The organism is Pseudomonas mangiferae (assembly GCF_007109405.1).
Taxonomy (GTDB): Bacteria; Pseudomonadota; Gammaproteobacteria; order Pseudomonadales; family Pseudomonadaceae; genus Pseudomonas_T; species Pseudomonas_T mangiferae.
Genome location: NZ_VJOY01000022.1, coordinates 1 through 19112 on the forward strand (window position 1 = coordinate 1; position 19112 = coordinate 19112).

Here is a 19112-nt window from a genome sequence, read left to right on the forward strand (position 1 = left end):
AGCCCACCCACCGCCACCGCCGCCCACACTGGGCGACGCCCGCACCGCAGGTCGCCCAGCAGGCTGAACAACCCGAGGAACAAGCCGGGCAGCGCGTCCACCATCAACCGCGCGCCGTAGGACCAGCCCGCCCACCAGTGGGGAAAATGGCTGATGGAAACCAAGTGCGCCAGGGGCCAGGCCAGGGTGAGCAGACCCAGGCCGAGGGCGTCGCGGCCCTGCCCCAGCCGCCCCAGGCTGCCCGCCAGCGACACCAGCAGGAATGGCGAATAGACCAGCAGGCCGCGGGCCGGGCTGATCAGGTTGCCCCACAGTGCCGTAGCGAAATCGCCATCCTCCAGCCGCTTGGGCAGGTAGTAGTCCGGTAGCCACTGGCCGTATTCCAGCTGGCTGAAGCCGGCGAACAACGCCAGCCAGGCCAGCAGCACGGTCCCCGCCAGCAGGGCCAGCCGGCGATCCCGGCAGCAGAAGCAGTAGAGCAGCAGGCAGGGCGCCAGCAGCGCCAGGGTGGGCCGGCACAGGTAGGCCAGGAACAGCGCGCTGCCGATGGCCAGGGCGCGCCAGGCCATAGCCCAGGGCGGGTTGCGCACCGCCCAGTAGAGCGCGGCGCTGGAGAACACGAAGGTGAAGTCGTGGGACCAGAGGCCGGTGCCCACGGTACTGGCCAGGGAACTGCCGAACCAGCACAGCCCGGCCAGCAGCAGGCTCTGCCGCGGCCCCAGGTACAGCCGCGCGGTCTTGTACAGCAGGTAGAGGATCAGCCAGGCCGCGCCGGTGGAGAGGATCAGTTGCAACGGCGCCTCGTCCTGGGTCATCCGCCACCCCGCGGCATGGGCCACGGCGACGGCGGGCGTGCTCAGCAGGGCTGTGCCCAGGGGGAAGTAGTTGTAGAAGTGCCCGTTCTTTTCGTGAACGCGGAAGCCGAAGGTCTTCAGGTAGTCCGCGCCGTAGGCGTCCAGCTTCAGGGTGCCGCGTTCCACCAGGGACTCGCTCACCAGCAGCGTGCCCAGGGGGTCGCTCTCGGTGTTGCGGGTGCGCTGGGTGGCGATCACCAGCGCCACCAGCAGGGCCAGCAGCAGGGCGAGGCCGAAGGGCCTGGAAAGCGGTGAGGTCATGGTCGGCGATCGCCTGCGCACCCGGGAAGCCGGGGATGATAGCGGCGCGCGGGGCAGGTTCAAGCCCGGCGACGCAGCCGCGTGCCGGGCGTCACTCGCTGCGGATCTGCGCGTGGCTGATCAGGGCGAAGATCAGGCTGCCGCCGACGATGTTGCCGCCCAGGGTGGGCAGGGCGAACTGCAACCAGAACGCCTTCCAGCCGATCTCCCCGGCGAACACCAGGTAGCCCACTTCCGCGGAGCCCACCACGATGTGGGTGAAGCTGCCCAGGGCCATGCAATAGGTGACGATGATGATGATCCAGACCTTGGCGTTTTCCGCCGCCGGGATCAGCCAGACCATGGTGGCGATCATCCAGCCAGAGACGATGGCCTTGGCGAACATGCCGTAGGCATCGTTGTGCATGACCTCCCGGCCGATCTCCAGGAAGGCCTGGTCGGTGGCGGCGTCGAAGATCGGCAGGTGCAGCATGGCGTAGGCGAACGCCAGGGTGCCGGTCAGGTTGCCCAGCAGCACCACCGTCCACAACCGCAGCAACAGCAGGGCCTTGCCCAGCCCCGGCTCGGCCATCAGCGGCAGCACGGCGGTGAGGGTGTTCTCGGTGAACAGCTGCTGGCGGGCGAGGATCACCCCGAGGAAGCCCACCGGGTAGCCGAGGCTGGCCACCAGGGCGGTCAGCGGATGGCCGTCCAGGTGGGCGCGGAACAGGCCCATGGCCATCAGCGACAAGCCCAGGGTCGGCCCGGCGGCCAGGGCCGACCACCACAGCGCCTGCAGGGTGCGCTGCAACTCGTGGTCACCCTGGGTGCGGATGACCTCGTGGAGCACCCGCGCCTTGGGCGGCTGGCTCTTCTCGACGGTTTCCTGCTCGTCCCGGGACAGGTCCGGCTTGCCATGGCCGGAGGGGGAACCGTCCAGAGGGCGTTCGTCCCGCTCGTTGCGTGGCCTCTGGTCGGCGGCCTGCCAGTCCTCGTCCCGCGTCCCTTCACCTGCTGCCATGTCCGGCCCCTACTGCCTCGCGCGTTCCGCTATAGGCAGCGGGGCGCGGGCGGCGGTTCAACTCACCTGCGCGGGCCCGGCGTCCTAGAAGCGCAGGTACCAGAACAGCGCGGTCTCGCCCTGGAGCCCGTTCTGGGCGCTGTAGAGCAGGCGGTCGATGCCGCCCAGCTCGAACCCGACGTGTTGGTAGAAACGGCAGGCCGGCACGTTGGTGTCCTGGGTCTCCAGCATCAGCCCCGCCAGTCCGCGCTGTCGCGCCCAGGTCACCGCGGCCTCCATCAGCCGCTGCGCCACGCCACGGCGGCGGTGGCGCGCCTCGACACCCAGGTCCTCCACGCAGGCGTAGCCGTTCCATTGCTCGCCGAGCAGCAGGTAGCCGGCCCAGCCCTCTGCGTCCCGGACCGCCAGCAGGGCCCGGTCGGCCGCGTCGCGGGCCATGCGGAACGCCTCGGGGTCCTGGCCATAGTCCTTGCGGTAGGCGGGCACCGGCCGCAGGCAGTCCTCCACCCGAACGCCGAAGGCCGGCTCGAACACCTGCGCCACCTCGAAGGCGAAATCGCCGTGCGCCAGCCAGGCGAAGAATTCCTCGTCTACCGCTTCGATTCGCATGCCGCCCTGCCCTCCTGGTTGCGATGCGGCTCATCTCAGCGGATGCCCCGCGACCTGGCAAGCCTTCAGTACCAGACCCTGGCCGCCTCGCGCATGAAAATCTCCACGGTCTTCGGGCCGATGCCCTCGAACGCCTGCAGGCGTTTCTCGCAGTCGGCCCGGTCCGTGCTGGCCGCCCGCAGGTTGCCCAGGCGGCCGCCATAGTCCGCCTGCAGCCGGGCGCACAGCGCGAGCAGGCGCGCCGCGGTGGACTCGTCGTAGCGCACGTAGCGGGCCTCGCCCAGCATGCGCACCAGTTGGCGATGGCTGCACCGGCCCAGGGCCTGGGGCGTGTCGCAACGGTGGCGTTCGGCGATGACCCGGTAGGCCTCGGCAGCGATCTCACGCTGGATGCGCTTGCCGAACAGGAAACTGGCCAGCAGCCACTTGAACAGCCCGCCCTCGTCGCCCGGGTCGATGCCCAGGTCCTTCGCGGTGATCTCGCCCATGGCGCCCCTCCTGTGACCGGTCCCTGGTTTCGAGCGCCGCCGCCCCGTCGGGGTTCGCCCAGGACATCGCCCGTTCCGGCGTGGCGAATTCACCGGCCTGTCACGCTAGCGTCACGAACCTTCCCTAACGTCCAGCCTGCTTCATTCTGGCGGTGTCCGCGGAGCATCCGGCTGGGCCGGCGCGGTACCGGAATTTTTCATAGCGAAGGATAGAGACATGACGACCCGCCACGCCCTGGCACTTTCGATCGCAGCCTCCATTGCCCTGCTGGCCACCGCCGGCTCCGCCTCGGCTCAGGACAGCCAGGAAAGTTCGACCAAGCTGATGCGGCACATGAGTGATCGCGCCGCCCGCGGCGACGTCACCCAGTTCGGCGGCGCGCGACGCGTCGACCGCAACCTGACCAACGAACTCAAGAATTCCCTGTCCGACGCGCCGGCGAAGAACGTGATCCTGCTGATCGGCGATGGCATGGGCGACTCGGAAATCACCCTGGCGCGCAACTACGCCATGGGCGCCGGCGGCTACTTCAAGGGCATCGACGCCCTGCCCCTGACCGGCCAGTACACCCACTACGCCCTGCACAAGGACACCGGGCTGCCGGACTACGTCACCGATTCCGCCGCCTCCGCCACCGCCTGGTCCACCGGCACCAAGAGCTACAACGGCGCCCTCGGCGTGGACATCGACGAGAAGGACCACGTCACCCTGCTGGAGCTGGCCAAGGCCAAGGGCCTGGCCACCGGCAACGTGTCCACCGCGGAACTGGAGGACGCCACCCCCGCCGCGCAGATGTCCCACGTCACCTCGCGCAAGTGCTACGGCCCCAGCGTCACCAGCACGGACTGCCCGCGCAATGCCCGCGAGAACGGCGGCCGTGGCTCCATCGCCGAGCAGATGCTGGACACCCGTCCGGACGTGGTGCTGGGCGGCGGCGCGAAGACCTTCGGCGAAGTGGCCAAGGCCGGCCAGTGGCAGGGTCTCACCCTGCTGGACCAGGCCCGTGCCCGCGGCTTCAAGGTGGTGAACGACCAGGCCGGTCTCGATGCCATCAAGGTGGCCGACCAGAACCAGCCGGTGCTGGGCCTGTTCGCCGACGGCAACATGCCGGTGCGCTGGATCGGCCCCAAGGCCAGCTACCACGGCAACCTGTCGCAGCCGGCGGTCACCTGCGAGGCCAACGCCGAGCGCGGCGCCAGCGTGCCCACCCTGTCGACCATGACCCAGAAGGCCATCGACCTGCTGAAGACCAACCGCAACGGCTTCTTCCTGCAGGTGGAAGGCGCGTCCATCGACAAGCAGGACCATGCCGCCAACCCCTGTGGCCAGATCGGCGAGACCGTCGACCTGGACGAAGCCGTGCAGGTGGCCCTGGCCTTCGCCAAGGCCGAGGGCAACACCCTGGTGATCGTCACCGCCGACCACGCCCACTCCAGCCAGATCATCCCGCCGGAAACCTCGGCGCCGGGCCTGTCCCAGGCCTTGCTGACCAAGGACGGCTCGGTCATGGCGGTGAGCTACGGCACCTCCGAGGGCAGCTCCCAGGAGCACACCGGGACCCAGCTGCGCGTTGCCGCCTATGGCCCGAACGCTGCCAACGTCACCGGCCTCACCGACCAGACCGACGTGTTCTTCACCATCCGCAACGCGCTGCAACTGCGCTGATCCACGGCTCGACGCCACCCACGAAAAACGGACCCTCGGGTCCGTTTTTTTCGTTTCGGGCCGGCCTCAGGCCGGGGCGTCGAAACGCTGGCGCAGGCGCACCGCCAGGCGCTCCAGCTCGGCGGGGTCGGCCTTGCCCTGGGCATGGTTGCCCAGCCCCTGGTCGGCGTAGCGCGGGACGATGTGCATATGGATATGGAACACCGTCTGCCCGCCCGGGGCGCCGTTGAACTGCATGAGCTGCACGCCGTCGGGCTTCAGCTCATCCACCACCACCCGGGCCACCTTCTGCACCGCCAGGGCCAGGGTGCACAGGGTGTCCGGCTCGATCTCCAGCAGGTTGCGCGCCGTGGCCCGCTTGGGGATCACCAGGGTGTGGCCGAAGGACTGGGGGAACAGGTCGAGGAAGGCGAGCACGTCGTCGTCCTCGTAGATGCGGAAGCAAGGGGCATCGCCGCGGATGATCTGGGCGAAGATGTTCTGTGGATCGTAATCGCCGTACAGGCTCATGGTGGTCTCCATGCAAGGGTTCGCAGGCGACCATACCGGTTTATCGACGACGGGTTAAGGTGGCCGCCGGTTCGCCGGTTCGCCGGTTCGCCGGGTCGCCGGCGGGTCGAACCGGTCTGGGGCGCGTACGGCTCAGTGGGGCTCGCCCGCCTCGTCCGCGCTGAACCCGTAGGCCCGTTCCACCCGCGCCACCCGGGTGGCGAAGGCGTGGTACCAGTCGGTGCGGCCGCGCTCGCGCACGGCGGCATGCTCGGCGTGGTCATGCCAGGCGCGGATCGCCGCCTCGCTCTCCCAGTAGGACACCGTCAGCCCGAGGCCGTCGGAGCGGGCCGACTCCACACCGAGGAAGCCGGGCTGGTGCTGCGCCAGTTCCAGCATCCGGCGGGCCGCCTCGGCGTAGCCCGACGCGTCGTCGCGGCGCCGGGAGCTGAAGATCACCGCGTAGTACGGCGGCCGCGGCGTGTCGGCGATCAACCGACGCGCCTCCGCTCGTGGGCCGCCTGCACCGCGCAGGCCCCCACCAGGCCGGCCACCACCGGCGGCAGGCGCCCGGCCAGGGCGGCCCGCTCCGGCTGGAACAGGGTGGCGAGGAAGAACGGGTGGTCCTGCAACTCGATGGCGCGCACCTCGCCGGCCTCGTCCAGGCCGCTGGCCTGCAGCCGCTCGGCCATCAGCGGCTCGCGGAAGGCCGTTTGCAGGCCATAGCGGCACAGGTATTCCTCGGTGATTTCCAGCACGCCGTAGAGCTCGGCGATCTGGGTGCCGGAGACCAGCTTCACCCGGCCCGCCACGTCCACCAGGGCGCAGCTCAGGGGGGCGATCAGCGGGTCCGGCGCCTCGGGGTTCAGCTCCGCGTGCTGCGCCTCGCCCCAGCCCAGGCAGTGGCGGGCGTACTCCAGCAGGGTGTGCTGGAAGCCGCCACAGGTGCCGAGGAACGGTACCTCGTGCTCCCGGGCGTAGCGGATTGCGGTCAGTGCACCGTCGGTGTCGCGGTAGGGGCTGCCCGGCACGCACCAGATGCCGTCGTAGTCGGCGAGGACGCTGCCGTCGCCGATCCGCTCGGTGCCCAGCCAGTCGGCCTCTACCTTCACCTGCAAGGCCTCGCCGGCCATCTCCAGCGCCAGGGGAATCGCCTGGTGCGCCTTGATCTGTTCGCTACGCTCGCCCACGAGGGCGATCCTGACCCGATTCACGCTGAACATGCCGCTGCTCCTCTCGCTCGCACTACCGACTGGCCCGACGGGCGGAGCCACTATAAGCTGGCGTCCACGCAACAAATATTGGCGTTCAGACAAGCGAAGCATGCAGCGATGCAATATCGAGTCGATTATTCCGACCTGACCCTGGTGCTGGCCCTGGTACGTGGCCGCTCCCTGGCGCGGGCCGCGGAAATGCTCCAGGTGGACGTGTCCACGGTGTTCCGCTCGGTGCGCCGGCTGGAAGCGGCCTTGGGCACCGCGCTGTTCGAGAAGAGCCGCCGCGGCTACCTGCCCACCGGCGCCGCCCAGGCCCTGGCGGAACAGGCCGAGCGCGCCGAGCAGGCGCTGGACGCGGCGCGGGTCGCCCTGGAACAGGGCCAGCAGGTGGTCAGCGGGACGGTCCGGGTGACCTGCACCGACGCGGTGCTGCACAGCCTGCTGCTGCCGGCCCTGGCGCGCTTCATGCCGTCGTATCCGGCGCTGTCCCTGGAACTGGCCACCTCCAACGAATTTGCCAACCTCAGCCGGCGTGACGCGGACATCGCCCTGCGCCTCACCAACACCCCTCCAGAGCACCTGGTAGGCCGACGCCTCGGGGTCATCTCCTACGCCATCTACGGGCGCGCCGGGTTTCGCGAGGCGGTGGCCCGGGAACCGGCGCGGCTGCCGTGGATCGTGGTGGACGACGCCATGCCCGACCACACCACGGTGGTCTGGCGCCGCCAGCACCACCCCGACGTCACCCCGGCCTACCGCTGCAGCGGCATGTTCTCGGTGGCCCGGCTGGTCCAGGCCGGCCTCGGCGTGGCGGCCCTGGCGGACTTCGTCGCCCGCGACCTGGACGGCCTGGAACGCCTGTCCGACGCCCTGCCCGGCTGCGACAGCGAACTCTGGCTGCTCACCCGCCCCGACTGCCGCGCCCTGCGCTCGGTGCAGACCCTGTTCGACGAACTGACCCGCTCGGTGCGCCCCTGAACCGGAAACCGCTTCGGGACCGGCGACCGCCCGTCCTCGCTCTCCCCTCTGCCCAGGACCCACGATGATCACACGCCGCCGAATGACCCTGGCCCTGCTGGCCGGCCCCCTGGCCGGGCTGGCGCTCCCGGCCCTCACCCGTGCCGCGCCCCGGCCTGCCCTCCGCCCGGACGACCTGGAGGCGCGGCTGATCGCCCTCGAAGGCGAGACCGGCGGACGCCTGGGGGTGGCCGTGCTGGACGCCAGCGGCGGGCTCCGCGCCGGCCATCGCCAGGACGAGCGCTTTCCCCTGTGCAGCACCTTCAAGGTGCTGCTGGCGGCCCAGGTGCTGGCCCGCTGCGACCAGGGTGTCGAGGACCTGGAACGGCCGGTGCGCGTCCGGGCCGACGACCTGCTGGACTACGCCCCGGTCACCCGCCCCGCCGTCGGCCGCGAGCTGAGCGTGGCGACCCTCTGCGAGGCGGCCATCACCCTCAGCGACAACACCGCCGCCAACCTGCTGCTGGCGCGCAGCGGCGGCCCGGCGGGGCTCACCGCCTTCCTCCGCAGCCTCGGGGACAAGGTGACCCGGCTCGACCGTATCGAGCCCGACCTCAACGAGGCGCGCCCGGGCGACCCACGCGACACCACCAGCCCGGCGGCGATGCTCCACAGCCTGCAGCGGCTGCTGCTGGGGGACGCCCTGGCGCCCGCCTCCCGCGACCGCCTGGAGGCCTGGATGGTGGCCACCCGCACCGGTGATGCGCGGCTGCGGGCGCGGCTGCCCGCGGACTGGCGGGCCGGCGACAAGACCGGCACCGGCGCGCGCGGCACCTACAACGACGTGGCGCTGTTCCGCCCGCCCCAGGGCGGCCCCTGGCTGGTGAGCGCCTACCTCACCGGCGCCAGCGCGCCGGCGGCCCGCTGCGAGGCGGCCCTCGCCGAGGTCGGCGCCTTGATCGCCGGCACCTGAGGGCGCACGGCCAGCGTCGCCCACCCGCGGTCCGCTGCCTCTCGTTGACCCGCGCGCGCCTCTCCCTCAGGCCACCTGCAAGGCCTGGGCGTAAGCCCCGGCGCAGGCCGCGAACCCCTCGGCGAACGGTCGCGGCGTGATGCCCGTCCGCTCCCGCAGGGCCTGGCCATCATAGGTGTGCTCGAAGGCGATCAGCGCCAGTTGCCGGGCGACGCCGGCACCCAGGGTACGGGTCGCCTCCGCGGCCTGGGCGTGACTCAAATCCGCGGTAGGCGCCGGCACCAGCCCCTGGGCATGCAGCGCCTGGATGACCTCGGCCTGGGTCGCCGGCCGCGCCGGTGCCACGTGGTAGACGCGGCCGCGGTCCGCCGCCTGGGGCGTCAGGGCCAGGGCGACGATGCTCTCGGCCAGGTCCTCCACCGCCAGCAGCGACAGCCGTGCCTCGCCGCCTTCGACGGTCACCGGGTGGCGGCGCAGCAGGCCCACCAGGGCCGGGAGGAACCAGCGATCGCCGGCGCCGTACACCAGGAACGGCCGCAACACCGTGCCGCCGGCGGCCAGTACCCGGCGTTCCGCCTCGCGCCGGGTGCGGCTGGTGACTGAGACCGGCGCCGGCTCCTGCTGGTCTTCCCGCAACTGGCGGTGCACCCCGTCGCCGTACACCGCCGCGGTGCTCAGGTAGATCACCCGGGAGACACCGGCGCGCTGCGCCTCGTCCAGCAGCCGCTGGGTGCCCTCGACGTTGACCGCCTGGCAGGTGGCGTCGTCCGCCGCCACCGCCGAGGCGCAGTGGATCAGGGTGTCGATGCCCTCGCAGCAGCCCCGCAGGCTGTCGGCATCGGTGAGGTCACCGCGCACGGCGAATGCCGCGCCGCCGGCGTCATCCGGCAGGCGCCGCAGCAGCAGGCGCGGTTGGACGTCGTGGCGCCAGAGGGCGCGGAGCACCGCGCCGCCGATGAAGCCGCTGGCGCCGCACAAGAGGATCGAAGGGGATGAGGCCATGGCCATCTCCTGTCAGTGAAGGAAGGTTCGCGACACGGCCTGGAGGATCAGGCCGGCGTAGAAGAACAGCAGGAAGCCGAAGGCCAGGGGCTTGGGCCACAGCGGCACGCGCCCGCCGAGGAAGCGCCAGGCGCCCAGCAGCGGGAAGCCTAGGGCCAGCCAGGGCAGCAGCGCCTCCCCACCGAGGCCCCTCGGGTCCCGGGCGAAGGCCGCCAGCACCAGCAGCTCGGCCGCCAGGGCCAGCGCCAGGGCCAGGACGGCGCTGCCCCGCGGCCCCAGACGCTCCGAATACAGGCGGCTGCCGGGCGCCCCCTGCCAGGCGGTCTTGCGGGCGAACTCCAGGTGCAGGAAAGCGCAGGCGAATGCCGCCACCAGCAGCCCGACCTGGGTACCCGGCGCCCACGTCCCGGCCAAGGCCAGGGAAAGCGCCACGTAGAGGCTGAGCAGCAGTTGCACCGGGTAGGTGGCCAGCAGGTTCACCAGCAGCGACTCGGCGAACCAGGCGCTGCGCCGCTCCCAGGCCATCAGCAGCAGCGCATAGGCCAGGTCGGCCAGCAGCAGCGCGGGGGTCCACGGCCCTTGGACCAGGTTCAGCAGCGCCAGCAGCACGCCGATGAACAGCATCGCCAGGCGCAACTCGCCCACCGAGATGGCCCCGCGCACCAGGGGCCGGTCGGGGTTGTGCTGGCGGTCGTAGTCCAGGTCCTTCTGCTCGTCGACGATGCGCAGGTAGAACAGTGTCAGCCACACCGTCAGCACCCGCACCGCGGTGAGCGCCCCCGGCACCCACGTCCCGGCGGGGGACAGCACCGCCAGGGAGCCCTCCAGGGCCAGCACCCAGAGCAGCGCGTAGGTGCCGTACAGCCGCGGCGAGAACACTGCGTCCATGAAGGCCTTCAGTCGCACCGCCGGCGACACGGTCAGGGAAAGGGTCTTCATCAGGCCGCCTCCTCGCCGTGGTCCAGCACCGTCACCGCCCCGCTGGTGCCGTTGATCTCGATCAGCGCGCCGTCCGGTATCAGCCGGGTGGCGTCCGCCAGGGACACCACGGAGGGGATGCCGAACTTGCGGCTGGTGATGGCGGTGTGGGACAGCATGGTGCCGCGCTCCACCACGATGCCCTTGGCGGTGAGCATCAGGAACAGCCAGCCGGGGTCGGTCTCCCGGGCCACCAGGATCATGTCCTCGGTGGTGGCGATGGCCTGCCGCGGGTCGAACACCACCCGGGCGATGCCGCGCACCACGCCACTGCTGGAGCCCAGGCCGCGCAGCGCGCCCTCACCCACCGCGGCCGCCGGCCTCGACGCGGCACCGGCGGGCAACGCCGGGGGCACCGTGTCATAGGTGGCGAAGGCCATGGGCAGTTCCTCCCCGGGCTGCTCGAAGGCGGTCCGCCGGGTATCGGCGAGCCCCTGCAGGGCGGTAGTGCTGCCGGTGCCCTCGAAGTAGCCGAACAGCTCCTCGCGGGTCAGGTGGACCCCGTCGGTGGCCTCCCGCAGCACGCCGAGCCGGACCAGGTCGCGCCCCAGGGACTGGAACGTGGCGCGGGCGTAGCCGAACAGCTCGCTGCGGCAGTAGCGGGAATTCTCCCGGTAGCGGGCGTACAGGCGCACCTTGTCCACCAGCCACAGCAGCAGGCGGCAGCGCCAGGAGCGAGGCCCCAGGGCGTCCTGCAGCACCCGCTCGGCGGCGTGGCGGATGCCCTGCTCCTGCTGGCGCAGGCCGGCGACGCTGAGCCCGGAGGCGGCGTAGTGACGGACCAGCCGCAGCAGGGTCGCCGGGGTCTGGCGCAGGCTCGGCTGCTCCATCTTCAGCTCTTCCAGGCCGCGGTCGCCGTAGCGGTGCAGGTGCTCGCGGAACGCCCGCAGCAGCGGCTGGCCGAACGCGCCCTCTTCGAGGGCGGTCCAGAGCGCCGCGTCGTCGTCCTCGCCCCTGGCCGGGTGCGGTCCGGCCTGGCTCGGCTTTTCCTGATGGGATGCGGCCAATCGTGGCTCGGCCAACCGTGGCTCGGCCCTGACCCGCTCGGCCAGGGCCACCATGGAGAACAGGATGGCGCTGCTGCGGTTTTCCTCGTCGCCACAGAGCAGGTCGTTGAACAGCGAGGCCGGCGCCTGGGGCACGTAGCGGGCCAGCAGCTTCGCCACCAGCGCCGACGCATTGCTCAGCTGGGTGTCGTTGATCAGGGTGACGCCCCAGTGGTCGTCCACCTCGCGCCAGACCGCGTGGAAATCCTCGATCCGCGCCAGGGGTTCGAGGTCCGCCAGGTCCTGGCCGCGGCGCGCCGCGAACAGCCCCTCCCACCAGTCCTCGAAGGCGCGCATGCGCCCTTCGTTGCGCACCAGCGCCACGCCGACCCGCACCGCCGAGGCGGCGAGCCGGGCCCCGGCACGCCAGCGGTCCACCGTCGGCAATGCGCTGCGCCCGTCCATGGCGCCGGCCTCGATGCCCATCATCCGCTCCCAGCCGGGGCGGAACAGCGGGAACACCGGCAACTGGCTGTGGAGGATGTACCAGTCGTCCAGGCGGTAATAGATGCGCCCGTTGAGGAAGCCGATCATCTGCTGCAGGTGGGTGGCGTTGGCCCGCAGCAGGGCCTCGTCCACCCCCAGGCGGCGGTACAGGTTGCCGAAGATGCTGGCGTAGAACAGCTGGGCGAAGGAGTAGGTCAGTGCCGTGGTCACCCCCGGGAAGCTCTCGGTGATGTTGGCGTTGCTCCACAGGTGGCGCAGCCGCGGGTCGATGGCGATGGGCCGCGCCTGCACCAGGTGGATGCGCCCGTCCTCGGTCAGGGTGCCCTCGATGTCCTGGGGCAGGCCGAAATAGGCTTCCACCCGCAGGGCGAGTTGGGCGATGGCGCGCACCTCGTCCTCGTCCAGCACCGGGCCGTGGACCCGCTCGGCGGGCACCTCCACCACCGTCACCCCAACCTGCCCGCCCGGCTCGGGCAGGCCGTCCAGGGCGCTGTCGCGCACGGCCTGGCGGTGCTTGGCCACCAGGGTCGAACTCAGGACACCAGTGCCCCGGGCGTAGAAGAAATGGTCGACGTCGGCCTTCTCCTGCACCACCCCTTCGCCGATGCCGTGGGCGGCGGCGATCACGCAGCGCGGCGCGGCATCCCGCGGGTCCACGGAGAACGCCACGAAGGAGCGGCTGCCGCAGACCATGGTCTGCACCCCCACCGCCACCCGCGCGGAGAACGGCGACAGGCCGCGTTCCAGGCGGTACAGCAGGGCCTCGTCGTTGAAGGCCGAGGCCCAGCACTGGGCGACGCGCCGCAGCAGGGCTTCGCGGCCCACGTAGAGGAAGCTGTCGGAAAGCCCGGCAAAGGGGTCCTTCGCCGAGTCCTCGCCGACGCCGTCCGCCCCGGTGACCACACAGGCACGGACCGCCACGTAGCCCTCCGACCCGGCCAGGCGCTCGAACGCCCCGAGCAGGGCCGTGGCCAGGTCCGGCGCCAGGGTACTGCCGGCCAGGGCATCACGCGCCTGGGCGGCCCAGCGCCGCAGCCCCTCGCGGTCCCGGCCCGCGGGGGTCGGTGGCACCCGGCCGTCCCGCTGCAGGGCCGCCAGGGCGGCATCGAAGGCCTCCGCCGGCACGCAGCAGAAGGCCGGTACCGGGAAGCCGTCGCGGCGCATCTGCGCCTGCCGGGAGAATTTGAAGCCGACCCGCGCCGGGTCCAGCAGGTCCTGGGGTTCGCTGAGCAGGCTCATGTCACCACACCCCCGGAATGATGCGTTTGTGGTCCTCGGCGTAGCGGCTGTAGCCCGATACCGTGGCGCTCAGGGCGCGTTCCTCGACCCGGATACGCAGGATGATCGAGGGCAGCAGCAGGCAGCAGAAGCCCAGCAGGCCCGGCAGGTTGGCGAAATACAGCACGAAGCCCAGTTCCGCCAGCAGCATGCCGCTGTAGGCCGGGTGGCGGACCCAGCGGTAGGGCCCGTCCTGCACCACCTGGTGGCCGTCGATCACCCGCACCTGGTGGGAATAGAAGTCCCCCAGGGTCTTGATGGCCTGCAGGCGGAAGACGATGCCCAGCAGGAACAGCGCGATGGGCAGCAGCAGCCAGGGCTGCCAGGCCGCCCAGGGCAACGGCGCACCGTACAGCGCGGCGGCGATGGTGATCACCCGCGCCAGGCCATAGAACTGCAGGGTGCCGCGGTCCGCCGCGCCGGACTCCTCCTGGGAGGTGCGCAGGGTGATCTTCAGCTCCAGGAAGATCCACAGCAGGTGCACGGCGATCAGCAGCGCGGCCACGGCATGGGGCACGTGGGCCCGCAGCGTCCACTCGCGCCAGAAGGCGAAGGCCAGGGCGAGCAGGCCGATGGGCAGCAGCAGGGCGGGAAAGCGACGCAGGACGGCGTTCATGGGCGGTTCTCCGAAGTCTGTGCGCGATGGGCCTGGCGGATGCGGGCATAGAGCCGCGGGCTGACGGCCCGGCCACTGAGGGCCAGTTCGCCCACCGGCGTGTCACCGTCGTACAGCTCGAGGAACTGGATGGCGTTGCCGGTGCCGGCCGCCTGGCCGGCCCGGGCGACGATGTCCAGGCGGGCCTCCCGGGAAAAGGCGCGGCGAAAGCGCGCGGTGATCGCCTCGAGGATGAACGGCCGGCCCGCCGGGGTGGCGTGCACGCGGTGCTGCAGCAGCAGCGAGAACTGCCGGCAGGCCTCCACCAGCTCCAGGGTGGTCCGCCGATCCCGCTGCCGGCCGTGCAGGGCATGGGACGTCGCCAGGGGCAGCAACCGTGCCCGGTAGCGCTGGTCCTCGGTGGGGTGCAGGTCGGTGATGAAGATGTTTTCCCCGTGGTGCTTGTGCACGCCGTCCGCCGGGGCCGGCACCTGGGGGGCATCGGCGTGGCCGGCGGAACGGCTGGCCATCGCCGGCGCGCTGCGGCGGAATTCCACATGCCCCTGGCAGACCGGCGCTTCGCCCTGGAGTGCCTGGAGATCGCAGCGGCGACGCCCGTCGAAGCCCTCCCCCACCACGGTTTCCAGGCGGATCGCCGCGTCTTTCTCGGCGAAGCGCTGGAAGTTCAGTTGCAACTCGGCGACATAGCGGATCGCCGATGTCGACTCGCTGGCATTCAACGCCCGCTCGGCCAGGGATAACAGACCGTCGAGCAACAACATGCCCGGAACATGATCGACCGGATGGTCGAAAAAGAACGGATCGGTTTCATCCAGCTCGAGTTCTTCGGCATATACGGGGACGGTCCGCAGATACCGCTCGGGTATATGCAGTTCACTGTCTTTGATGCTGTGCATGGCTAACTCCCGGTATTCAACGTTCCACTGTTACCGCATGCGCCGTGGCGCACTTCCAGATATCACTACATGTTTTCCGGGCAACAACAGGCCTCTCTCCGGCTCACGGGCATGCATGAGCCGAAGCACGGTTCCAGAGCGGTTCCGACGATCATTGTTGTAAGTACCGTAATGCAGCCTTCCCAATTCAGGCGAAGTTGGGAAACCTATCGGGATAGTCATCCGGGCCATACCGGTGACGAACGTCGACTGCCATCGAATAAGCCTCCGGAACGCATCCGGATGGCACTTCGATAACCTGAAGCCTTACCAAGGTGACACTGGGATATTGAAGTAGATGGTCACTGTAAGTTCGCGCCCCAGTCATAAAAAAACAATAAAGATTCGATTGTCCGACAGTTCTGTTTCTTGTGTTGGCTGAACGGCGAGGGCAACTTCAAACATTATCGAGAGGAAATACGGAGAAATAACGACACTCGCCGAGGCGAACCTGTCCGGTTGTCCGACACGTTCCACTGGCAAGGGCCCGCGATCCGGCGGGATACCCAACCAAGGCCGTGGGTTTTGCCTCGATAAAAGACCGACAGGGACTCGACCGGTACCCGGCAGGGGCCGGCCGACGAAAGGTAGCGCCCACGCACGGCAAAACGCGGCGAAAGGGCCGTCGCAGAGCGGCGCCAAGGGGGATCGACAGGAAGGGTGAAGCCGACGGCGGCCCGAGGCCGCCGTTCGATCAGCCGCTGATGCTCTCGGTGCGGCGGATGCGCCCGGCATCGATGAAGCGCGCCATTTCCCGGGCCACGTCCAGCACGGTCGCGTCGGGGTGGCGGGCGCAGTAGGCGCCGATCCAGCTTCGTCGCTGGCTGGCATCGAAGTTCTGCAGCAGGTTGTCGGCCTCCATCAGGTCCTCGTCGAGGCCGTAGAGGTAGCCTTCCACCCAGCGGCCAACTTCATGGGCGCGGGCGGCATCGGTTTTCTCGAGCTGGCTGAGGGCATGGCATTGCAAGGCCGCCAGGCTGGATTCGTCCGCCAGTACGCGTCCGGCGAACGGCAAGGCCAGCAAGGCAAGGAACAACATCTTGTTCATCGGGATCGCTCCGTGTGTCACACCGGCGAACCGCGCCGGGTGGTCCGTGTGACCATCCCGGGGCGCCATGTATCCCCAGGTGGGCGCACTCGGGCGGAGAATCCCCGATAACGTGCGCGAAGTCTCATAACGGCACGAGGCACGAACCGGCATTTTCGCGTCGTTTCCGACCGGATCCGCTGCCCGTCGCGGTGCCGGGCTTGCTACAGTGCCGGCTCGCCGCCCGTGCCTGGAGTCGATGCCGTGCCACCCTCTCGCGATCCCCGAGCCCTGCCCCGCTTCTGGCGCGACGACGCCCTGCCCTTCCTGGAGGCACGCGGGGTCGAGGACGGCCGCCAGGTCTGCTACGCCGCCCACGCCCATGCCTGTTTCTCGGTGGGTGCGGTCACCGCCGGCTGCAGCACCTACGTCAACGGCCGCATGCGGCGGCGCATCGCCGCCGGCAGCGTGGTGGCGATGAACCCCCAGGCGGTGCATGCCTGCAACCCCATCCAGGGCCAGCCCTGGTCCTACGTGATGTTCTACGTGGACAGCGCCTGGCTCGGCGCCCTGCAACGGGAACTGGGCGTCAGCCCGGACGGCAGTTTCCAGCCGTTCGACGCGATCCTCAGTCGCGATCCGGCGTTGTTCGCCGCCCTCATGGGGTTCTACGACGCGCTGCTGGATTCCACCCTGGACAGCCCGCGCAAGTGTCGCGCGGCGGTGGACTTCTTCACCCGCCTGCAACGGACCCTGGCACCCGAGCCCACCGGGCCGGACGCGCCGCCGCTGGCAGCCCTGCAGCGGGCAGCGGCCTTCATCGACGAACACTGCACCCGGGCCCTGCCCCTGGAGGAGATCGGCGCGGCGGCCGGCCTCTCCCCCTCCTACCTGATCCGCGCCTTCAAGCAGCACTACGGCCTGACGCCCCACGCCTACCTGGTGAACCGGCGCATCCAGCGCAGCCAGGCGTGGCTGCGCCAGGGGCACGACCTGGCCGACGTGGCGCTGGCGGCGGGCTTCGCCGACCAGGCGCATTTCCAGCGCGCCTTCAAGCGCCACCTGGCGGCGACGCCCGGCCAGTATCGCGACTGAACGGCCTCAGCCCTCCAGCAGGTACAGCGCACTGCCCACCAGCAGCACCGCCATCGTGCGGTTCAGCAGGCGTACCCGCGCCGGGTGCTCCAGGTGCCGGCGCAGCAGGCTGCCAGCCCAGCCCCAGCAGGCCACCGACAGGTAGCAAATGATGAAGTACAGCGCGGCGAACAGGCCGATCCGCGCCAGGTCGCCGTCCGCCACGAACAGGCCCATGCCGGCCACGGAGGCCAGCCAGGCCTTGGGGTTGAGCCATTGCATCAGGGCCCCGGTGCGGAACGACGGCCGCGCCACTGGCCTGTCGCTGCCCAGGCGCCCGTCGTCCAGGGCCAGTCGCCAGGCCATGTACAGCAGGAAGGCGATGCCGCCCCACTGGATGCCGGTCAGCAGCACCGGCGCGCGGACCAGCAGTTCGTGCAGCCCCAGACCGACCAGCAGCAACAGCAGGGTGAAGCCGACGGTGGCCCCGCTGACGTGGCGCAGGCTGGCACGAAAGCCGAAGCGCGCCCCGCCGTTGAGCGCCACCAGGTTCACCGGACCGGGGGTGATGGAAGCCGCGAGGGCGAAGGCGGCCATGGACAGGTAGGGGGACATCGCGAATGCTCCGGGAGGAAAAGACCTCGGCAGGCTAGGCGGTGGCGAACGGCGGGTATTGAAGAAAATCACCCCGGTCGCGGCGCCGCGCGCCCGGCGCCCATCGGGCGCGCGGTCCCACTGGGCGCACCTCGGCGAACCCGACGCCGCCCTCGCCACTCTGTAGTCAGGCAAGGTCAATGCCATCGAGGCGACCCACGCACCCTTTTCCCGCTGCGAGGATGTCCATGAGCCGTCCGTTCAATCCCTGGCAGTCGCCGGTCGCCCGCATGAAGACAGTGGCCGGCCTGCTGTTGCTGGCCGCCGCCCTGCTCTACAGCCTGGCGACGGCGATGCTCCGCCACCCGGAGGCGGATGCCCCGGCCTGGAGCCTGACCGCCTGGGGTTACCTGGCGGCGTTCGCCGAGGCCGCCATGGTGGGCGCCATCGCCGACTGGTTCGCCGTCACCGCGCTGTTCCGCCACCCCCTGGGGCTGCCGATCCCCCACACCGCCATCATTCCCCGCAGCAAGGCGCGCATCGGCCGCACCCTGTCGTCGTTCATCACCACCCACTTCCTCGCCACGCCCCTGGTGCTGGCCAAGCTCCGCGCCCTGGACCTGGGCCGCCGGCTGACCGACTGGCTGCGCCACCCGGCCAACGCCGAGGCGGTGGGCCGGCAGTTCGTCGGCGTGGCGCGCTTCGGGGTCGAGGCGCTGCAGGACGAACGGGTGCGCGCCTTCGTCCAGCACAAGGCGATCCAGCGCCTGCAGGCTCTGGACTTGGCGCCGGCGCTGGGCCGGGTACTGGAACTGCTCACCGAGCAGGGTCGCCACCAGGCGATGCTCGACGAAGCCCTGGTGAAACTCGACGAGGTGCTCCAGGACGGCGACACCCGTGCCCTGGTGGCCCGGGCCATCACCGCGGAAATCCGCACCCTGCGCTACCTGGGGCTGGGCAAGAGCGTCGGCGGCTGGTCGGCCAACAAGGTGGTGGATGGCCTCTCGGCGTTGATCGGCGAAGTGGCCGCGGATGCCGAGCACCCGTTGCGGCAACGTTTCGACGACCTGGTGGCGGGCTACATCCAGCGCCTGAAACACGACCCGGCCTACCGCCTGGACGTGGAACGGCTGCTGGCCAGGCTACTGGCGCACCCCGCGGCCAGCGCCTACCTCCAGGGTCTCTGGCAGGACCTGACGGACTGGCTGCGGGACGACCTGGCCCGGGACGACTCGCGCCTCGCCGCGCGCCTGGTGGCCCTGACCCGCAGCCTGGGCGACGCCCTGGACAGCGACCCGGCCATGCGCGGCTGGATCAACGACCGCCTGATGGCCGCGACCCCGGCCCTGCTGGAGCGCTACCGGATACGGATCGGCGACTACATCGCCGAGCGGGTGGAGCAGTGGGAAAGCCACGAACTGGTGGCGCAGCTGGAGCAGAGCGTCGGCAAGGACCTGCAGTACATCCGCATCAACGGCACCCTGGTGGGTGGGCTGGTGGGCCTGGTGCTGCATGCCCTGACCCAGTGGCTGGCCGGCCCCTGAGGCCTCGCCGCGGCCGGCGGGCCACTGCGGTACCCAGGGTATTCATCCTTTTATCGA

Annotated in this window: 19 protein-coding genes; 5 read left to right on the top strand and 14 right to left on the bottom strand. The window is 70.5% G+C overall.

Annotated elements, in window-relative coordinates; translation table 11 throughout:
* The 4 genes from FM069_RS19890 to FM069_RS19905 form a co-directional block, all read right to left on the bottom strand.
* On the bottom strand, window positions 1–1115 hold a 1115-nt coding region (locus FM069_RS19890), incomplete at its 3' end, for a hypothetical protein (protein ID WP_143490151.1).
* A gap of 91 nt (window positions 1116–1206) precedes the next feature.
* The gene (locus FM069_RS19895; RefSeq protein ID WP_143490152.1) at window positions 1207–2115 is read right to left on the bottom strand and encodes a formate/nitrite transporter family protein; all 909 of its coding nucleotides are present in this window, start codon (window positions 2113–2115) and stop codon (window positions 1207–1209) included.
* Window positions 2116–2199: 84 nt separating this feature from the next.
* Entirely contained in the window at window positions 2200–2724 is a 525-nt protein-coding gene (locus FM069_RS19900) for a GNAT family N-acetyltransferase (protein ID WP_143490153.1), read from the bottom strand.
* Between the two features lie 65 nt (window positions 2725–2789).
* Entirely contained in the window at window positions 2790–3212 is a 423-nt protein-coding gene (locus tag FM069_RS19905; RefSeq protein WP_143490154.1) for an HhH-GDP family DNA glycosylase, read from the bottom strand.
* A 217-nt stretch (window positions 3213–3429) separates the two neighbouring features.
* Between FM069_RS19905 and phoA the strand changes: the two genes are divergently transcribed.
* The gene (gene phoA, locus FM069_RS19910; protein ID WP_143490155.1) at window positions 3430–4878 is read left to right on the top strand and encodes an alkaline phosphatase; all 1449 of its coding nucleotides are present in this window, start codon (window positions 3430–3432) and stop codon (window positions 4876–4878) included.
* A gap of 66 nt (window positions 4879–4944) precedes the next feature.
* Here the strand turns inward: phoA and FM069_RS19915 are convergent, their stop codons facing one another.
* The 3 genes from FM069_RS19915 to FM069_RS19925 all read right to left on the bottom strand — a co-directional run bounded on the left by FM069_RS19915 (window position 4945) and on the right by FM069_RS19925 (window position 6590).
* Window positions 4945–5388 (bottom strand): HIT family protein, encoded by a 444-nt coding sequence (locus FM069_RS19915; RefSeq protein WP_143490156.1) that lies wholly within the window; start codon window positions 5386–5388, stop codon window positions 4945–4947.
* Window positions 5389–5520: 132 nt separating this feature from the next.
* Window positions 5521–5862, bottom strand: a complete 342-nt coding sequence (locus FM069_RS19920; RefSeq protein WP_143490157.1) for an antibiotic biosynthesis monooxygenase family protein — start codon at window positions 5860–5862, stop codon at window positions 5521–5523.
* A complete protein-coding gene (locus tag FM069_RS19925; protein WP_143490158.1) occupies window positions 5859–6590 on the bottom strand; it encodes a CTP synthase C-terminal region-related (seleno)protein in 732 nt (243 codons plus the stop codon). Before FM069_RS19925 ends, FM069_RS19920 begins: the two co-directional genes overlap by 4 nt.
* A 108-nt stretch (window positions 6591–6698) precedes the next feature.
* Here FM069_RS19925 and FM069_RS19930 point away from each other — a divergent pair, with 108 nt between their 5' ends.
* Window positions 6699–7562, top strand: a complete 864-nt coding sequence (locus FM069_RS19930; protein ID WP_143490159.1) for a LysR family transcriptional regulator — start codon at window positions 6699–6701, stop codon at window positions 7560–7562.
* Between the two features lie 64 nt (window positions 7563–7626).
* Window positions 7627–8514, top strand: coding sequence for a class A beta-lactamase (gene bla / locus FM069_RS19935; RefSeq protein ID WP_143490160.1), 888 nt, complete (start codon window positions 7627–7629; stop codon window positions 8512–8514).
* Between the two features lie 66 nt (window positions 8515–8580).
* Here bla and FM069_RS19940 read toward each other — a convergent pair whose 3' ends face one another.
* From FM069_RS19940 to FM069_RS19965, 6 genes are all read right to left on the bottom strand, one after another.
* Window positions 8581–9516, bottom strand: coding sequence for an NAD-dependent epimerase/dehydratase family protein (locus FM069_RS19940; protein WP_178106867.1), 936 nt, complete (start codon window positions 9514–9516; stop codon window positions 8581–8583).
* 12 nt (window positions 9517–9528) lie between these two features.
* The gene (locus FM069_RS19945) at window positions 9529–10455 is read right to left on the bottom strand and encodes a UbiA prenyltransferase family protein (protein ID WP_143490162.1); all 927 of its coding nucleotides are present in this window, start codon (window positions 10453–10455) and stop codon (window positions 9529–9531) included.
* The gene (locus tag FM069_RS19950; RefSeq protein WP_143490163.1) at window positions 10455–13226 is read right to left on the bottom strand and encodes a PEP/pyruvate-binding domain-containing protein; all 2772 of its coding nucleotides are present in this window, start codon (window positions 13224–13226) and stop codon (window positions 10455–10457) included. The genes FM069_RS19945 and FM069_RS19950 overlap by 1 nt, the downstream gene beginning before the upstream one ends.
* Window position 13227: 1 nt before the next feature.
* Window positions 13228–13881: a methyltransferase family protein gene (locus FM069_RS19955; RefSeq protein WP_143490164.1), complete on the bottom strand. Its 654-nt coding sequence runs from the start codon at window positions 13879–13881 to the stop codon at window positions 13228–13230.
* The gene (locus FM069_RS19960) at window positions 13878–14777 is read right to left on the bottom strand and encodes an AfsA-related hotdog domain-containing protein (RefSeq protein ID WP_143490165.1); all 900 of its coding nucleotides are present in this window, start codon (window positions 14775–14777) and stop codon (window positions 13878–13880) included. Before FM069_RS19960 ends, FM069_RS19955 begins: the two co-directional genes overlap by 4 nt.
* A gap of 733 nt (window positions 14778–15510) precedes the next feature.
* On the bottom strand, window positions 15511–15864 hold the full coding sequence (locus FM069_RS19965; RefSeq protein ID WP_143490166.1) for a hypothetical protein: 354 nt from the start codon (window positions 15862–15864) through the stop codon (window positions 15511–15513).
* Between the two features lie 243 nt (window positions 15865–16107).
* Between FM069_RS19965 and FM069_RS19970 the strand changes: the two genes are divergently transcribed.
* Complete coding sequence (locus FM069_RS19970; RefSeq protein ID WP_143490167.1) at window positions 16108–16938, top strand: AraC family transcriptional regulator; 831 nt, start codon at window positions 16108–16110, stop codon at window positions 16936–16938.
* A 6-nt stretch (window positions 16939–16944) separates the two neighbouring features.
* Here FM069_RS19970 and FM069_RS19975 read toward each other — a convergent pair whose 3' ends face one another.
* The gene (locus FM069_RS19975) at window positions 16945–17532 is read right to left on the bottom strand and encodes a LysE family translocator (protein ID WP_143490168.1); all 588 of its coding nucleotides are present in this window, start codon (window positions 17530–17532) and stop codon (window positions 16945–16947) included.
* 227 nt (window positions 17533–17759) lie between these two features.
* Here FM069_RS19975 and FM069_RS19980 point away from each other — a divergent pair, with 227 nt between their 5' ends.
* Window positions 17760–19055 (top strand): DUF445 domain-containing protein, encoded by a 1296-nt coding sequence (locus FM069_RS19980; RefSeq protein ID WP_233282089.1) that lies wholly within the window; start codon window positions 17760–17762, stop codon window positions 19053–19055.
* The last annotated feature ends 57 nt before the right edge of the window (window positions 19056–19112 follow it).

Bases quoted from the DNA above. Each gene is read 5' to 3' on its own strand.
- FM069_RS19895 (WP_143490152.1), bottom strand. From the start codon at position 2,115: ATGGCAGCAGGTGAAGGGACGCGGGACGAGGACTGGCAGGCCGCCGAC.
- FM069_RS19900 (WP_143490153.1), bottom strand. From the start codon at position 2,724: ATGCGAATCGAAGCGGTAGACGAGGAATTCTTCGCCTGGCTGGCGCAC.
- FM069_RS19905 (WP_143490154.1), bottom strand. From the start codon at position 3,212: ATGGGCGAGATCACCGCGAAGGACCTGGGCATCGACCCGGGCGACGAG.
- phoA (WP_143490155.1), top strand. From the start codon at position 3,430: ATGACGACCCGCCACGCCCTGGCACTTTCGATCGCAGCCTCCATTGCC.
- FM069_RS19915 (WP_143490156.1), bottom strand. From the start codon at position 5,388: ATGAGCCTGTACGGCGATTACGATCCACAGAACATCTTCGCCCAGATC.
- FM069_RS19925 (WP_143490158.1), bottom strand. From the start codon at position 6,590: ATGTTCAGCGTGAATCGGGTCAGGATCGCCCTCGTGGGCGAGCGTAGC.
- FM069_RS19930 (WP_143490159.1), top strand. From the start codon at position 6,699: ATGCAATATCGAGTCGATTATTCCGACCTGACCCTGGTGCTGGCCCTG.
- bla (WP_143490160.1), top strand. From the start codon at position 7,627: ATGATCACACGCCGCCGAATGACCCTGGCCCTGCTGGCCGGCCCCCTG.
- FM069_RS19940 (WP_178106867.1), bottom strand. From the start codon at position 9,516: ATGGCCTCATCCCCTTCGATCCTCTTGTGCGGCGCCAGCGGCTTCATC.
- FM069_RS19945 (WP_143490162.1), bottom strand. From the start codon at position 10,455: ATGAAGACCCTTTCCCTGACCGTGTCGCCGGCGGTGCGACTGAAGGCC.
- FM069_RS19950 (WP_143490163.1), bottom strand. From the start codon at position 13,226: ATGAGCCTGCTCAGCGAACCCCAGGACCTGCTGGACCCGGCGCGGGTC.
- FM069_RS19955 (WP_143490164.1), bottom strand. From the start codon at position 13,881: ATGAACGCCGTCCTGCGTCGCTTTCCCGCCCTGCTGCTGCCCATCGGC.
- FM069_RS19960 (WP_143490165.1), bottom strand. From the start codon at position 14,777: ATGCACAGCATCAAAGACAGTGAACTGCATATACCCGAGCGGTATCTG.
- FM069_RS19965 (WP_143490166.1), bottom strand. From the start codon at position 15,864: ATGAACAAGATGTTGTTCCTTGCCTTGCTGGCCTTGCCGTTCGCCGGA.
- FM069_RS19975 (WP_143490168.1), bottom strand. From the start codon at position 17,532: ATGTCCCCCTACCTGTCCATGGCCGCCTTCGCCCTCGCGGCTTCCATC.
- FM069_RS19980 (WP_233282089.1), top strand. From the start codon at position 17,760: ATGAGCCGTCCGTTCAATCCCTGGCAGTCGCCGGTCGCCCGCATGAAG.